Here is a 15,137-nt window from a genome sequence, read left to right as displayed (position 1 = left end):
AGCCGTGTCCTGGCCCCGGAGGTCCAACAGCCGCAACAGGCGAAGGTTCTCCGCCCGCAATCGCTCCAGTTCGCGACGCAGCCGGGCAAGCTCGCTCTCCACGGCCGCGTCAGCACCCATGACAGGATCGTCGCACGCGACTACGGAACGCCATGTCTTGGACTCGTTCCGCCAGGTCCTTCGAAGCGCGGCGCGCGGCGGGTCGAGCCCTGAATCAGTCGATTGAGCCGGGAGCTGCCAGCCAGGTGGTCAGTTGCTGGTCGTCCGTGCGATCGTCTCGAAGTCGTGGTCGTAGTCCGGACCACACTGGTCACAAACGCCGATCGGGTGACTGGTGGCCGGTCTCACCAGCCCGAACACGCCGAGGTGACGCCAGGGTGGGATATGCCGCCGCAGGCCAACGTGGGCGTCGGTGCGCTGTGCTCTGCGCCCTTGTAGCTCAGGGGATAGAGCAACGGTTTCCTAATTCCGCCGGGCCGTTGACGAACAACGGCGCGACCAGTGCATTCATGAACGTCAATTAATGTTCAGGTGTCGCGAACTACGACCGCGTGATCGGCGGTTGCACACGCTTTCCCGCCACAGCTGTCGCCCAGCGGGCTTGCGTACCGATTGCTGTCCTGACGCCGGTCCGCCGAAAGAGTGGAGGCATGATGTCAAGTCTGTAATTGACCAACTCCGTTCAGTAGTATCGCGGCAGACTGCTCTGCGACAAGTGGGGGTTGATCTTGCCGGACTGGCGCGACGAAGTCTGCGGCGCACTGGACTTCTGGATCAACTCCATGGGTGGAAGCGCACGTGACCCGAACAAGCCCATCCGCGTTGGTCGTGCACGCCAGCAGGGAGAGCCGGGTTGGTATGCGGTCGACCTGAGGGACAGTCGTGCAGATGCTGACCACGTCGAGTCATTCCGGTTGGCCGGACCCGAAAAGCCCAGCACCGGCGGGTCTTACCAGGTCATGGAGGCCATACGGGACGGGCCAGTACTCCGAGTACGAGTAGCGGAGTTCGTCGACCTCGCGAACGCATTCCTATGGCAGCAGAGGCAGCCCGCCACGCACCTTCTGGTCAAGCTCCGCGAAGGCATCGCTGGGCTGGGTGATGCGGGGCTTGCGAACGATCTCGCGCTGGGCAGGCTCGCACCCCCGCCGGATACGACGCTCGAAATCGCCGGCTTTACGACTCGGCAAAAGGAGGCCGTAGCGTCGTGCTTGGCGCCAGGCGTTCGGTTGGTATGGGGACCTCCGGGCACCGGCAAGACGCGGGTCCTTTCCGAGGCGATCAGCATCCTGCTGGCATCCGGCGCACGCGTGCTGCTGGTGTCATCGACGAACATCGCCGTAGACAACGCCCTCCTCGGTGTGGCCGGGCAACGCCGTCATCAGCAGGGCGATCTTTTGCGCGTCGGGCCTCCCCACCACCCTGGCGTACTCGATCATCCAGACATCTGCTTGCCACAGTTGGTGCGGGAGCGGCTCGCCCAGGTTGAGGACGAGCGTCGCCAGGTGGAGCGAAAAATTCTTCAGATCCAGGACCGCGAAGCTGAGCTTGCGCGGCTGGAGCAGGCAACGGCGGGATTCAGCGAGTCCGATTACCGGCGTGTGAAGGCACTCATCGCCGCTGAAACCGACATTCGCGGTCTGGCTCAAGCCGTCACGGCCGCCCAGGACTTGGTCCGTACCAGGGCTCGAGACGTAGAGGGGCGTCTCCAAAAGTTGCATGAGGTCAGCCGAAGACTCGCGGACATGCAGCCTGCCCGATCTGCGTACCTCGAAATCGATACCATGCAGCATGAGATCAGTGCGTTGGTTCGAGCTGCTGACGCGCTGAGCGGACAGGCTCTGACCGCTCGACACGAGGCCGAGATGGCCGAGAGTGACCTGCGCAGGCTCATGGAGCGTGGCCTCTTCGCGCGAATGCGCGCCGGCTCGTCAATTCAGACTCAGCAGGCGAAGGCGACCGTAGCCCGACTCAAGGCTGACCGACTCACCGTCGAATCCGAACAGGCAAACGCGCTTGTCGAGCGACGGCGTGCGGCGATGCGCCGCGAAACCAGCCGATGGACCAGTTCAGCCACATGCAGCCGAGCGAACATCGCAGAAGCCGAGCACGCAGCAACCGAGGCCGAACGCGCCCATGTCGCCGCGCAGGTGAGTCTCTGCCAAGCCGAAAACGAGCTGGACAGCGCTCAACAAATTCTCCTCGCTGCTGAGGCCCGGCCTCGAGCAACCGATATAGAGCGCGCCATGGTCATCGACGCAGACGAAGGCAACCTACCTACGCTGGCGCAAAGGGCCGAAGTTTTGCGGAAGGCTTCAGACCGAGCGAGGCCGGTGCGTACGAGCCTGGAACAGCAGCATGCCAAGGTGCAGGATCAGTTCGAACGGCTCCGGCGGGACGCAGAAGGCGAACTGATCCGGCGGGCGAAGGTCGTCGCCACGACGCTCGCACGGCTCCGCACGAACAAGGTCTTGATGGACGGACCCTACGACGTCGTCCTTGTCGACGAGGTGGGTGCTGCAAACATCCCAGAGGTGCTGCTGGCGGTCTCGCGTGCCACTAGGTCCGCGGTCCTGCTCGGCGACTTCATGCAACTCGGAGCTATCACCAACACAGTGGTCGACCAGGCCAGCCGGCCGGATATCGAACGCTGGCTTCAACGCGACATCTTCGAACACTGCGGGATTACAACGCCGACCGACGCGCAGGCGCGCCGAGGCTGCACTGCGCTCGATGTCCAGCACCGCTTTGGACCGGACATCATGGGATTGGCAAACGCAGTCGCATACGGAGGTATGTTGCGGCCAGGACCCAACGTGCAGCCGCATGCGGCAGATGACCCGGAGGTCGTGTTCATCGACGTTGACGGGCTGGGCGATCTTGCGCAAGTCCGCGCGACCGGCGGTAGAAAAGGGTGGTGGCCAGCCGGCGCATTGATCAGCCGGGTTCTCGCCGACTACCACCGCATCCGAGGCGAGCGAGTGGGGATCGTCACTCCATACACGGATCAGGTCGAGGCATCGCTTGAAGCCCTCCGCGACCAGGAGGGACCCGAGAGTCCTCCCACTGAAGTTGGCACCGCGCACCGATTCCAAGGTCGCGAGTTCCCGATAGTAATATTCGATCTAGTCGAGGACGAGTTCGACCGGCGCTGGATGGCCTCCGCGACTACATCGTCCAACAAATGGGCTCGGGATGGTGTCCGTTTGTTCAACGTGGGTGTCACACGGACACAGACTCGTCTCTACTTCATCGGTAGCCGCAAACAGGTCAACGCTGCTCCAGCAGACACACCGCTCGCGCACGTGTCGGACCTTATGCGAACTCGCCGGGCCCGCACAGTGAGCGCCACCCGTCTCATCACGCCTACCGGCACGCCGCTGCCGGTAGAACTGGGACCGTTCACCAGGGAGTTCGCGGAGATCCTGGCGACCCATGTACGGGTGGACGACATACATGATGAACACAACTTTTACGAGGTCTTCGCCAGCTACCTGAGGACCGCCCGCAGGTCTCTCTGGATCTGGGCACCGTGGACCGCCAACCGCGTCAGATCACTGCTTCCCTTGCTCGCTGACGCCAAGGTGCGCGGTGTATCCACAGTCATCTTTGTCCGCGATCCTCGTGACGACCTGCAACGCAAGGTGGAGAGCCAAAAGCACTTGGCCGATCTGCGGCGTGCCGTGGACGTCGTCGTCGAGATGAACGTCATGCATCAGAAGATTGTCGTCATCGACGAGGAAGTAGTACTGCTCGGCAGTCTCAATGTGCTTTCGCAGAGCTGGACCCGCGAGGTCATGCTCGCGATGCGGGGCAGCCACTTCGCACGGAAGCTCCTCGAATATGAGCACGCGGCAGAATTCTCGTCCCCACCGCGCTGCGGCGAATGCCACGGCAATAGCGTGGACCTCCGCCGACGCAGTGCTGGCGACTGGTACTGGCGGTGCTATTCGGAGAAGTGTCCAAAATGGACACCGGGCGGACGACGAAACTGGACCACTCCGGCACTCGACAACAAACGCAAGATTCCGCGCCAGCACAAGGTCGTGCCTTCGCCGACCGCCGCCGACGACGCGCGCCGTGTGCAGCCAGAAGCGCTGCCCGGCATGCGACCGGAGCTCGTTGACGGTCCGAGTCAGCCATCGACCGAACCGCAGCGTGCTGCGGTTCGGTCGATGGGCGGCGTTGCGGACGCGGCATGGACGACGTCGTTGTCGCAGCTCGCCCGGCCGAACGGAACACCAAGTGCCGGCCACCCGATGCTTGTCTATTGAAGAGCGATGTCAGTGGATGCTGACCCGGTATGGTGCGCCGGTGACCTCACTGGCGGCGATTCGCGGCTACCTCCTCGAGGAGGCTCTCGCGTGGCTGGTCCGGACAAGCGGGTACCGGCTGCTGGTCAACGTGCACGACGATCCTGATGGTGCGCTGACCTCAGCCGGTAACGGACTGCTGGTCAAGGGGCGCGGCGCGAACCACCAGGCAGACACGCTCGGCGAGTTCGCGTTCGTGCCGCCGTTCTCGCTGCCGATCCGGTTGTTCGTCGAGGCCAAGTTCCGCAACGAGACCACCGGCATCTACGACGTGCGGAACGCCTTCGGTGTGATCAGCGACGTGAACGAGAACTACGTCCAACTTGACCCGGGTCGGCGACCCAGGCGAAGGTACCGATACGTCTACACCTTGTTCTCGACTTCGGGGTTTTCAACACCGGCCCAGGAGTACGCGATCGCTCACCAGATCTCCCTGGTGGACCTGTCCGGCGACAGTTTCGCCTGGCTGCGGCGTACCGTCGCTATCGCTGCAGATCGGGTGTACAGCCTGGAGCAGTCACTGAAGACCCGGTCAGCCAAGGCGTCGATTCCACGGGCCAAACTCAGGGAGATAGTACGGCACCAATTGGAGACCACGAGCTCTACGCAAGTGGGCATCAACACTCCAGCGTGGTGGTCCGAGGACATCGATGATGCCTTGTCCCAGGTTGCCTCCGATCTGGGATACGGCCTGCGAACAGCGGAGGGTCGGGAACTGCTCCTAGGATTCCCACCCGCTCCGTTCGTGCTGACGTTGACAGCCCAGTCTCCGTACACCATGGAGCACTTCTTGACATTCACACAGCGTCACCCGCGCCATGCGATCGGTCTACGACGCCGGCGCGCCGACTCCCACGTCACGCAGTGGGAGTTGTTCCCACGGGAGAGCCCGGATGCGTATCGGCTGTCGTTTACGTTGCCAGACCGAGTTGAGGAGTGGATTGACGACAGCGAGCGGTACCGCATGCGGGCGCGGATGGTCGAGGAAAGTTTGCTCTCAACCATCGTCTTGTACCGTCTGGATCAGGGTGCGGTGACGGTGTACCAGCTGGACTATGAGCCCGCAGAGCTGCGACCTATGGACTGACTCGGCGCGGCGTGCCAGTCAGACCCGGATCCGTGGGTAGCGGAGAAATGATCGATATAGATTACTGACGGTCGATGGGTGGTGTGGTGGTTCTGCTGGTGGGTATGGCTGGGGCCCGGTAGCGCCGGGTTCGCTGGTCTCCGGGGAGTGCTCGGGCCTGTGGGGCCGGGTGGTCAGGTCCAGATCGGCAGGCGGCGCAGCCGGGACAGGACCTGGGCCAGGAGTTGGTGACCTGGGGGCAGCCGTAGGATGGCCTGCCCGGCGTGGCGGACCAGTCGGGCCGGCACGTTGAGCAGCCGGTGGCGCAGGGTGCCCAGATGGGCCCGGCCGCGGCCGTCGCCGGTGTCCAGGCCGGCCAGTTCCTGCAGCCAGGCGGACAGGTTGACGGCCAGCAGCGCCCCCCACATCCAGATGGTGTTCGCCGCCCTGGTGGCCGAGGGCAGGTGCCGCAGCGCGGCACCGTGCTTGGCGTCTCGGATCCGATCTTCGATGTCGGTGCGCATCCGGTGCCACGCTTCGGCCGTGACCGCCTTGGCCGGGGTGGACACGTCCAGGTTGGTGGCGATGAACGAGTACGCGTACACGTGTGGGGTCAGGCCGTCCAACGCCAGGGCGAGTTGCTCCTTGGGGATGGTGCGCCGGCGGCGGGCCCGCGGATCGGCCGAGATGTCGCTTGCGCGGACCTTGACCCGCCGCACCACGCACGCGGTGCCCGGTGGCCACCCGGCCGGGGCGGAGTCGCAGACGGCGACCTGGGCACCGCGCATCCGTTTCGCCGTGCGCCACGCACGGTCAGGGATGCTCGCCGCGGCCCGCCAGACCGCCGGGTTACGGGGCACGCCGAGGGAGAAGTCGCAGCCGGCGTGCACGGCGGCGCGGGCGATGTCCTTGGCGAAGTAGCCGACATCGCCGCGGACCTTCGGCCGGGCGGTGACCCCGGCCACGCGCAGGGTGGCCACCGAGCGGGTGATCAACGCACCAGCGCCCGGGCGCGGGTCCTCATCACCGGCGAGGAGGTCCGCCGCGGTGACCAGACCGGCCTCGGCCCAGGTGGCCACGTGCGGCCGCCCGGAACGCTGACCCTTGTAGTTGTAACGGATGCCGTCCTTGCCGGCCCCGTAGCACTCCACGTCGGTACCGTCCAGATCGATGGTCGCGCCACCGGCGCGCAGCCCGGTCTGCCGGGCGGCGGGCAGCAGCCCGACCACCCGGCAGATGAGTTCCCCGACGCCTTCCTCGATCCCGGCAACCTGCACCGGGCCGAACCGCCCGGCAAGCTGCACCGCGGTCGTCGACGCCGGCGTGGCCACCGCCGAGAGCGCCTCCCCGGCCGCATCAGCACGGCGGCGGTCCAGCCCGGTCCAGAACTGCGCCCCGAACATCTGCGCCTGCGCCACCGCGACCAGGAACTGACCGGCGGACAACCCCCGATCCCGCTGCTTGATCACACCGACCGCGTCGTCCAACGCCGCGGTCACACCCAGCCGACCGACCAACTCAGCCACCGCAACCACCCCCGAGACCGGGGTCAACGACGCATCCGGCGTGCCAACACACACCCGACCAGCCAAACCAGGTACCCTCTGCACCGAACGGGTGCCCTTCTCGCAGCAACGATTGAAGCCCTAGACAAGCCCAATCATCCCTGCCAGCAAGGCATCCGTTCATCCATGCCACGCCGTGACACACCCCTACCCACGGATCCGGGTCAGAGCTACCGCTGTCGACGACGGGCGAAAACTGGATCTGGATCTGGCCCACTTTGGTTGATCGAAGTTGGTCCCTCCGTGACCGAGTAATCGTCCACTGTGTACTGTGCTGCCGGTGCGATGATCGATGCCTTGAGGTGTTGTTGCCGCAGTTGGCCGGCGTGGCGGTCGAGCGGGTCGAGCGCAGTGCGGTTGAGCTGCGGATTTGGGCAAGTCCGAAGGCGGATCAGGCGTCCTGTCCGGGGTGCGGCGGGCGCAGCACACGGGTCCACCGCCGCTACCAGCGCCGCTTGGCCGACCTGGCGGTGGGCGAACGGCAGGTGCTGATCGTGCTGCGGGTCCGGGTGTTCGTCTGCCAAGACGACGCCTGCCCGGTGCGGCGGTTCGCCGAGCAGGTCAGCGGTCTGACCGAGCCGCACGCCCGGCGCAGCGGCGGCCTCCGCGGTGCGCTGGAAGGCATCGGGTTGGCCCTCGCCGGCCGGGCTGGGGTGCGGTTGGCGGCCCGGTTCGGTGTGCCGGTCAGCCGTAACACGATCCTGCGGCTGGTCCGCCGGCTGCCGGACCCGCCACCCACGGCGGTGCGGGTCCTTGGCGTGGACGATTTCGCGACCCGGCGCGGGCACGTCTACGGCACGGTGCTCATCGACCTGGACACCCACCAGCCGATAGACGTGCTGCCCGACCGAGAAGCCGACACCTTCGCCGCCTGGCTGCGCGCCCATCCCGGGGTGGCCGTGATCTGTCGTGACCGCGCCGGCGCGTACGCGGAGGGCGCCCGCACCGGGGCACCGCAGGCGATCCAGGTCGCGGACCGTTTCCACCTGTGGCAGAACCTGGCCGAACACGTCGAACAGGCCGTGCGCCGCCATTACGACTGTCTGACCGAGCCCGCCGAGCCCGCCGAGCCCGCCGAGCCCGCCGAGCCCGCCGAGCCCGCCGAGCCCGCCGAGCCCGCCGAGCCCGCCGCCGCTGGGGTAGCGCCGCTGCCGGACCTGGGCCGGGTCGCTGCCGACGCCGCCGGACAGCGGGCCGAGTCCGGCCGGTTGGCCGAACGCACCCGGCAACGCTTCGAGCAGGTCCACGCCCTGCTCGGCCGCGGTATGGGGATCAAGGCGATCATGCGTGAGGCCGGCCTGGCCCGCGAGACGGTCCGCCGGTTCGCCCGCGCACGCAGCGTCGAGGAACTGCTGGTCACGGCCCGGGTCGGGAGCCGCCCGAGCATCCTGGACCCGTTCGCTGACCACCTGCACCGCCGGTGGAACGAGGGCTGCACCTCCGCGACACAGCTGTTCGCCGAGGTCAAAGCCCTCGGCTACCGTGGCAGCTACGCCACACTGCGCGGCTACCTGCGGCCGTTCCGCGCCACCGCCAGCAGCCCGCCGCCCGTGGCCCGGCCACCGAAGGTCCGGCACATCACCAACTGGCTGCTGCGACGCTTCACCGACCTCAACACCGACGAGCAGGCCAAACTGCGTCAACTCCGCGGCCGCTGCCCCCACCTCGACGCGCTCGCCGCGCATGTCGCCGCGTTCGGGGACATGCTCACCGGCCGGCACGGCGATCGCCTCGACGCGTGGATCGCCGCGGTCGAGGCCGACGACCTGCCCGACCTGCACTCCTACACCAACGGCCTCAAACGCGACTACGACGCCGTCCGCAACGGACTCACCCTGACCCACAGCTCCGGAGCTGTCGAAGGCCAGGTCAACCGCATCAAGATGATCAAGAGAAAGATGTTCGGCCGCGCCAAGCTCGACCTCCTCCGCAAGCTCGTCCTTCTTTCATGACCCAAGCAAGGGACCAACTTCAATCAACCAAAGTGGGCCAGATCCAAATTTCGAGCGTCCTTGACAACCACGCCGTGGGATCAAGCGTGATCCAGCAGCGAGCTGGGAGAGGAATGGTGGCGATGAACAACTACACCGCGGTCTGCCGGCGTTCTGGCGACTGGTGGGCAGTCACCGTGCCAGAGGTCAAGGGCATTCACAGTCAAGTCCGGCGGCTCGTCGAGGCCGAGGCGATGGCTCGAGAGGCGATCGCGCTGTTTTTGGACGTCGCGCCGGACTCGTTCACGGTGACCGTTCGACCCGAAGTCCCTGACGTCGAGGAGGTCCTTGGCGCGCTCCGCGCGCGGTAAGAAGCGCAGCAGGCTGACCGGCGAGGCTGAGGCAACGAAGCGGGGCGTTGGATCGCCTGATCGCCGACGGTATAACCGTCCGCGATGCCGGTCGCGTGTTCGACCTGTCGCCGCAGCGGGTGGCGCAGATTACCGGCAAGGGCAGAAAGGCACTTGTCCGCCGCAGGCGAGCCATGTTGCACAGCAATGATCGGCTTGAAGATCCGGCCGTTACATCCCCGGATCAGCCGCGAATGTGAGCCCTGCTTGCGATTACGGCGGCAACGGCGTCGGCGGCGTCCTGGTGCATCTGCTTGGTGACGCTCTGGTAGGTGTCCCGTGTCAGTGTGGTGGTCGAGTGGCCGAGCTGCTCGGACACAACCTTGATGTCGATCCCGGCGTCCAGGGCGATGGTTGCCGCCGAGTGCCGCAGGTCGTGCAGCCGTACTGGCGGCATCCCTGCCTTCCGGGCCAGCAGCCGGAATCGCGCGCTGAACGCGTTCGGGTGCCACGGCTGTCCGTCGGGGCGGACGAAGAACAGTCCGGTGTCCGGCCACGCCTCCCCGGCCGCGAGCCGCCACGTCGCGCGAAGCACCCTGTACGCCGTGAGCGCCCGGACGGTGTCGGCGTCGAGGGCGATGTCCCGGTTCCCGGCGCGGCTCTTCGGCGGTTTCTGGATGGTCCGGTGACCCATGATGGCGATCTGGTTGTTGACGGTCAGTTCGCGCTTGGCGAGCCGCACTTCGGTGTCACGCAACCCGACGGTTTCGCCTCGCCGCAGCCCGCGGTACGCCATCAGGTGCAGCATCGGGTGGATCACCTGGTCGTGGTCGGCGACGTAGTCGAGGAATGTGGCGACCTGTTCGGCGGTCCAGACCATGACCGGTCCGGGGACCTCGCCCGTGGCCCGCCACCGTTCGACGCGTTCGTCCTCCCACACGATCGGCAGGGCCCGGTCGGCGGGTGTCTTGACGAGCGTGGCGGGGTTGGAGCCGACGATGAGTTCGTCGGCGAGGGCGTCGTTGATCGCCTTCCGTAGTACGGCTCGGATGTGGTGCCGGGTGACCGGTCCGGTGGGGCGGACTCGTGCGACGGTCCTGCGCACGGCCGGGTCCGGGCTCGCTTTGAGCGAGCGGATCTCGGCGTTGCGATGTTCCATGGCCACGAACATCGCCCGCAGGTGGCTGGTGCGCAGTTTGTCGAGGGGTACGTCGCCAAGGTGTGGGACGAGATGGTTCCGCACGATCGACTCGTACCCGTGGATGGTGTTGATGTCGGCGGTGAGGTGTTCGAGCCAGGTGGTGAGGTACTCGCCGACGGTGGGCATGTCGCCGAGCGGTCCGTCGCCGCGCAGGCGTTGCCGGACGCGGTCGACGTCGGGGAACGGGAGGCGGTGGCGTACCGCGTTCTGGATGACGTCGCCGATCTCGATCTGGCGGCGGCGGTCGCGGCCGGCGAGCGCGAGCAGGGCGCGGGCGTGGTCGCGTTCGGCGACGGCCTGCTAGCGGGTGTCGATGCCGGAGCGGCGCAGCAGCCGCCGTTGCCCGTCGAGCGTGGGTGGGAGTTCGAGTTGGTACGCCCAGTGGCCGTGCTGCGGGTTCCAGGAGCGGTTCGGGCGGCGGAGTTGGGGGCAGTGGGTGCCGTACGGCTTGTCGGTGTGCGGGTCGCGGCAGCCGCAGCGTTTGAAGATGCTTCCTTCTGCCATGGTCGGTGGTGTGCTCCGATCAGGGTGGGCAACGGTTTGTCGTGGTCCATCGACGCTCGCCTCGCCAGCGCGTTCAAGTCGTGGCGGGCGAGCGCCGGCGGTTCCTTACGCGTCGAGGTGGATGACGGCGAGCAGCGGCGCGGTCGGTACGCGATAGACGGCGCCGACCTTGAGCAGCGGCACCGGGAACGCGCCACGGCGGGCGAGCTTGTAGGCGGCGGACCGCGAGATGCCGAGGATCTCCGCTGCGGTGGCGAGGTCAGTGGTCGGTCCGAGCGCTCGGAGCCGCTCGGGAGTCCAGGCGCTACGGGCGGACATAGGAGTGAGGGAGAACGTGGTCTTCACGGTCGTGTGCCTCCGGTAGGCAGGTCAGCGAGGGAGAGCGGCCCGGGGTGGCCGTGCACCCACCAGGGGCCGGCGGCGGGGTGGGCGCCGGGGACGCGGGCCGCCGTGGCGACCGGCGCCCCGAGCGGGCCGAGGTCGGCGAGCCGCTGGTGCAGGTGATGTTCACGATCGGGGGAGTGCAGCCACAGCAGGACTGGCCATGCCGGCCCGCCGAGCGCGACGAACCGGGCGTACCCGGCGACCTTGCGCAACAGTTCGGTGAGGGATTCGCCGCCGGTGTCGTACTCGAGGAAGAACGGCACCCCGGACCAGACACCGTGCCCGTCAGGGCGGATGAGGGTCTGCGTGATGAGCTCCACCTGGTCACCCGGTCCGGCGAACGCACCCGGTGCACTGCATCGCGATTCGGGCCACCACCGTTCCAGATCGCGCGGGGCGTGGCCGGCGAGCTGGGTGAAGAAGCCGTTGACCCCGAGGCGGTGTTGCAGGATCCGGGAGGCGGTCCAGCGGCGGCGGATCGCCTTCGCGTACCCGGGTCTGGGTATCTGCTCGTCGCGTTGCGCTGCGACGACCTCGGCGCCGAGCTGGTCGATGACGTAGTGGAACGGGTACGAGCCGCCCTCGGTGCGGAACGGCCGGAACCGGTCCACCACCTTCAGCCCGGTGAGCCGGTGCAGGCGGTGCTGCGCGAAGTCCAGCGACGGGAACAGCGCCTCAGCGATCTGCCCGGTCGTCAGGACCCCATGGTCGTAGAGCCAGTCGAGGAGTTGATGGTCGCGGGCGGTCAACACCGACTGCACCCGCAAGACCTGATCAGGCACGGTGATTCCTTTCATCTGGTACAGGGGGAGAGAGGGAACGCAACGTGTCTCTGAGCCGCCGCCCGAACGGCGGGACGGGGCACGTGCTGCAGGGACAGCGACCGGCGACGTCCGTTGCGGGGTCCGGATCAAGACGGACGCCATGACGGCGGTCAACAAGGACGCCAGCACCGACGGCAAAGCGCCTGCTGACCTCACGGGGTCCGTAGCCGACGGCGACGGCACCTGCTCGATCGGCCCGTGAGACCCGCCGCCGACCGTCGAGCCCCACATCCCCCTATCCGCCTTTGTGAGCGCTGGCGAACACCCCCTCCGCTCACAGCCGCTCACAGCTGCTCACAGGCGTTCCGGGCCGGGTTTGTGAGTGCGCCGTGAGTCGCTGTGAGCGCCGGACCGGGCTCCCTGTGAGCGTCACGTGGTACGGGCAGGATTTGCGCTGTGAGTGCGTGTGAGCTGCTGTGAGCGCCGGGCGGCGAGCCGCTCACAGCAGAACCGATCGCTGTGACCGGTTGTGAGCGCCGACGGGTCGTCAACGCGCGGTGTCGATACGTCCGCCGTGTCACGCGGACTGCTGACTGCCGGCGGCAGAGCGTGGACATGCAAATGTCAACAACGAAAATCAATGACATCGCTCGCGTGTCATCACCGTGTCAACGACGCATGTCGATGTCAGGAACCGCCCGTCACGGCGCGTCGCGGGATGTCACTCGAGTGTCGATCCAGTCGCGCGCAACGCGCGGTGGGTCAATGTGACATGTCACCCCGACGTGACGGCATGTCAAACACCAGGCGAGGAATCACTTGACCTTGATGGACGCTACGCTGCGGCGGTCATGCCAGCCGTGACACCACGAATGTCAGCGAAGATTATCGATTGACATCATCGCGAGCTCGGACGTGACACGCCCTGCTGTCACAGTCGCCGCACCCGATGTCACTCACCGATCACACGATCGTCGCCAGCGCCGCGCCGCACGTCGGCGACGATGTCACAGCGTTGTCCACGCCGCATGTCATAACCGTCGCGTGCTGCGTCGTGTGACGAATCACCGTAGTTGGCCGCTCCGAGCGCCGGGGCCCTGAGTCTTGAACGTCCGGGTCAAGCAAGTTGGCCGGATCTGGTCACGGTACTTGGCCATTCCGGCGAACTGGCCACCGCAACCGGCCAGAAGCTACGCCGTCGTCTGGGCGCGACACGGCGGATCGATCTGAACGGATGCCGAGGACAACGCGACGGGCCAGCGAAAAGTCTCGGCCCTGGCCGGCTTGGCGCTGCTCGCCCTACTCGAACGGCTGACGCCGCGCCGGGCGCTGCGCACCTGGACCGCGGTCGCCGTGCTGGTGCTGCTGCCGCTGCGCTGGCGCCGCCGTCATCCACCTCGTGGTCGGCGCCGCCATCATCGCTGCCAGCGGATCAGCACCCCTGACCAGCAGGTGTTAATGCCGGCCGGCCCGAAGTGGTCCGGGCAGGCTCCAGCTCAGGTCGGGCAACGCGTGGACATGGCCGTCATCGCGGTCGACGCGAAGGTGCCCAGGTTCCCGGTGCTGTATCCGTCGCCGGCGATGTACTGCTTGACCGAGGCGAGCAGGTCGGCCATCGGTTGCCGCAGCTCGGGCTGCTGCACCTGGCCGATCAGCGGCTCCAGTGCTGCCGCCCACTCGGTGGCCATCGCCTTCTGTGCCTTGATTCCGCTGGCGGTTGCCGCGGCGTCCTGCCGCTCGCTCACCTCGACGAGCTTCTGCCACGCCTCGTGGAAGGGGAGCCACTCCCGCAGGTGCACCGTCTTGAGCTCAACACAGACAGCCGCGTCGACGGCGGACGGCGACGCGGCGGCACTGCTCGCGGGTGCCGCCGCGGTCGTTGCCTTGCCGTCGCCGCCGCTGTCGCAGCCGGTCAGCAGCACCAGCCCTGCGATGATCACACCCACCCGACCTGAACCAGCCATGCGGAGCATCGTCCCATGGTGTTTCACAGGGTTCGACCGGGCCACGTGGAAGCCGGCGGACGTGGACCATCGGAAAAATGTCTTGCAACGTGCTACAGCCAGGCCTTCGTGGCAGCAGGTCTGCCGATCTACGGGCGGACCGCGCGCTCCGTCATCGGTCGAACGACTCGTCAGGCCGCTGCTCGGCGACTGGGAACACATCGCCGCCAGCGGCGCCGTCCTCCGCCAGCTCGCCGCGTTGTGCGGCGACGTCGCGGCCAACGTCGACGCCGCCGACCGCACCCTGATGACCAGCTGGGACAGCAACGCCGCCGCGGCCGCCGACGACTATTTCACCACCCTCGCCGCGCGCACCGACAAGCTCGCCGCGCCGATCGCCGACCTCGCCGATCTCCACGAACAGGCGGCGACGACCGCGTTCACCGCCGGAAAGGCGATCAAAGCAAAGGGGCTGATCACCACGCTGATCGACCTGGCGTCGCCGCCGCGGCAATCACGGCCGTCGGGACCGCGCTCATCGAAACCGGCGTCGGCCCGCTCGTCGCCGAAATGTACGAACCTACGACCGCCGCCCCTGCGCACCGCCTACAACGTCCTGCTCGACCTCACCAGCCTCATCGAAGCCGCGATCACCCGCCGGCACAGCATCCCCGAACTCGACTCTCCTGCGCCGCGTACCACCACCCGGCCGCGACCGCCCCGTCCGGCACCCACGGCGCCTACCAGACCACCTGACCCCGACCGTCAGGAGCGCCCTAATGCCGATCCTCGATCCTGCCGCCCCAGCACCGCCTACGCCAGCGCACTCACCCCGGCCGTCGACGCGTTCACCGACCGCCACCACACCCTCGACCGGACCAGCGCCAAGAACTCCGCGAGGACCACCGCGAGCCCTCGCCCAACTCCACATCGCTACGTGATCGCGCGAGGATCGCGGCGCCAGGCAGCGAGGCGGACGTCGAGGATGGGCAGGCGCTGCCACGGCACCGAGCCCGGCACCGCGCGGTACATGCGGATCTCCCGGCACAGCAGCAGCTCCAGGGTCGCCACCGCGACGAAGTCTGAGACCGTTGGCCAACAACCATGACCCATGGC

Annotated in this window: 12 protein-coding genes; 6 read left to right on the top strand and 6 right to left on the bottom strand. The window is 67.2% G+C overall.

The features are described from left to right. Positions 1–722: 722 nt before the first annotated feature. Both AB0H83_RS11250 and AB0H83_RS11245 read left to right on the top strand, forming a co-directional pair. Positions 723–4,274 carry an AAA domain-containing protein gene (locus AB0H83_RS11250; RefSeq protein WP_360090604.1) on the top strand — a complete coding sequence of 1,184 codons (3,552 nt, stop codon included), beginning with the start codon at positions 723–725 and terminating at the stop codon, positions 4,272–4,274. Positions 4,275–4,314: 40 nt separating this feature from the next. After that, entirely contained in the window at positions 4,315–5,400 is a 1,086-nt protein-coding gene (locus AB0H83_RS11245; protein ID WP_360090601.1) for a hypothetical protein, read from the top strand. Positions 5,401–5,573: 173 nt separating this feature from the next. Here the strand turns inward: AB0H83_RS11245 and AB0H83_RS11240 are convergent, their stop codons facing one another. Further along, positions 5,574–6,959: an IS1380 family transposase gene (locus tag AB0H83_RS11240; RefSeq protein WP_360090598.1), complete on the bottom strand. Its 1,386-nt coding sequence runs from the start codon at positions 6,957–6,959 to the stop codon at positions 5,574–5,576. A gap of 287 nt (positions 6,960–7,246) precedes the next feature. On the opposite strand from AB0H83_RS11240, the gene AB0H83_RS11235 reads away from it, so the two are divergent. From AB0H83_RS11235 to AB0H83_RS11225, 3 genes are all read left to right on the top strand, one after another. Further along, entirely contained in the window at positions 7,247–8,896 is a 1,650-nt protein-coding gene (locus tag AB0H83_RS11235) for an ISL3 family transposase (RefSeq protein WP_360090595.1), read from the top strand. 122 nt (positions 8,897–9,018) lie between these two features. Then, the gene (locus tag AB0H83_RS11230; RefSeq protein WP_360090592.1) at positions 9,019–9,246 is read left to right on the top strand and encodes a type II toxin-antitoxin system HicB family antitoxin; all 228 of its coding nucleotides are present in this window, start codon (positions 9,019–9,021) and stop codon (positions 9,244–9,246) included. Between the two features lie 47 nt (positions 9,247–9,293). Next, complete coding sequence (locus AB0H83_RS11225; RefSeq protein ID WP_360090589.1) at positions 9,294–9,485, top strand: hypothetical protein; 192 nt, start codon at positions 9,294–9,296, stop codon at positions 9,483–9,485. Here the strand turns inward: AB0H83_RS11225 and AB0H83_RS11220 are convergent. The 5 genes from AB0H83_RS11220 to AB0H83_RS11200 all read right to left on the bottom strand — a co-directional run bounded on the left by AB0H83_RS11220 (position 9,470) and on the right by AB0H83_RS11200 (position 14,042). Next, entirely contained in the window at positions 9,470–10,552 is a 1,083-nt protein-coding gene (locus AB0H83_RS11220; protein WP_360090586.1) for a site-specific integrase, read from the bottom strand. The genes AB0H83_RS11225 and AB0H83_RS11220 overlap by 16 nt on opposite strands. A 174-nt stretch (positions 10,553–10,726) precedes the next feature. After that, the gene (locus AB0H83_RS11215) at positions 10,727–10,930 is read right to left on the bottom strand and encodes a hypothetical protein (protein WP_360090583.1); all 204 of its coding nucleotides are present in this window, start codon (positions 10,928–10,930) and stop codon (positions 10,727–10,729) included. Positions 10,931–11,035: 105 nt separating this feature from the next. Then, entirely contained in the window at positions 11,036–11,275 is a 240-nt protein-coding gene (locus tag AB0H83_RS11210; RefSeq protein ID WP_360090580.1) for a helix-turn-helix domain-containing protein, read from the bottom strand. Continuing rightward, positions 11,272–12,096, bottom strand: coding sequence for a replication-relaxation family protein (locus AB0H83_RS11205; protein ID WP_360090577.1), 825 nt, complete (start codon positions 12,094–12,096; stop codon positions 11,272–11,274). Before AB0H83_RS11205 ends, AB0H83_RS11210 begins: the two co-directional genes overlap by 4 nt. Positions 12,097–13,574: 1,478 nt before the next feature. After that, positions 13,575–14,042: a hypothetical protein gene (locus tag AB0H83_RS11200; protein WP_360090574.1), complete on the bottom strand. Its 468-nt coding sequence runs from the start codon at positions 14,040–14,042 to the stop codon at positions 13,575–13,577. An 82-nt stretch (positions 14,043–14,124) separates the two neighbouring features. Between AB0H83_RS11200 and AB0H83_RS11195 the strand changes: the two genes are divergently transcribed. Beyond that, positions 14,125–15,129 carry a hypothetical protein gene (locus AB0H83_RS11195; RefSeq protein ID WP_360090571.1) on the top strand — a complete coding sequence of 335 codons (1,005 nt, stop codon included), beginning with the start codon at positions 14,125–14,127 and terminating at the stop codon, positions 15,127–15,129. Positions 15,130–15,137 lie beyond the last annotated feature (8 nt).

The sequence above is a fragment of the Dactylosporangium sp. NPDC050688 genome (assembly GCF_040654515.1).
In the GTDB taxonomy this organism is placed as follows: Bacteria; Actinomycetota; Actinomycetes; order Mycobacteriales; family Micromonosporaceae; genus Dactylosporangium.
Note: the sequence above shows the minus strand (reverse complement) of the source record. Positions and strands in the feature narration are given on the sequence as shown.

Coding starts and splice junctions, on each gene's coding strand:
- AB0H83_RS11215 (WP_360090583.1), bottom strand. CDS start 10,930: ATGGCAGAAGGAAGCATCTTCAAACGCTGCGGCTGCCGCGACCCGCAC.
- AB0H83_RS11200 (WP_360090574.1), bottom strand. CDS start 14,042: ATGGCTGGTTCAGGTCGGGTGGGTGTGATCATCGCAGGGCTGGTGCTG.
- AB0H83_RS11230 (WP_360090592.1), top strand. CDS start 9,019: ATGAACAACTACACCGCGGTCTGCCGGCGTTCTGGCGACTGGTGGGCA.
- AB0H83_RS11220 (WP_360090586.1), bottom strand. CDS start 10,552: ATGCCCACCGTCGGCGAGTACCTCACCACCTGGCTCGAACACCTCACC.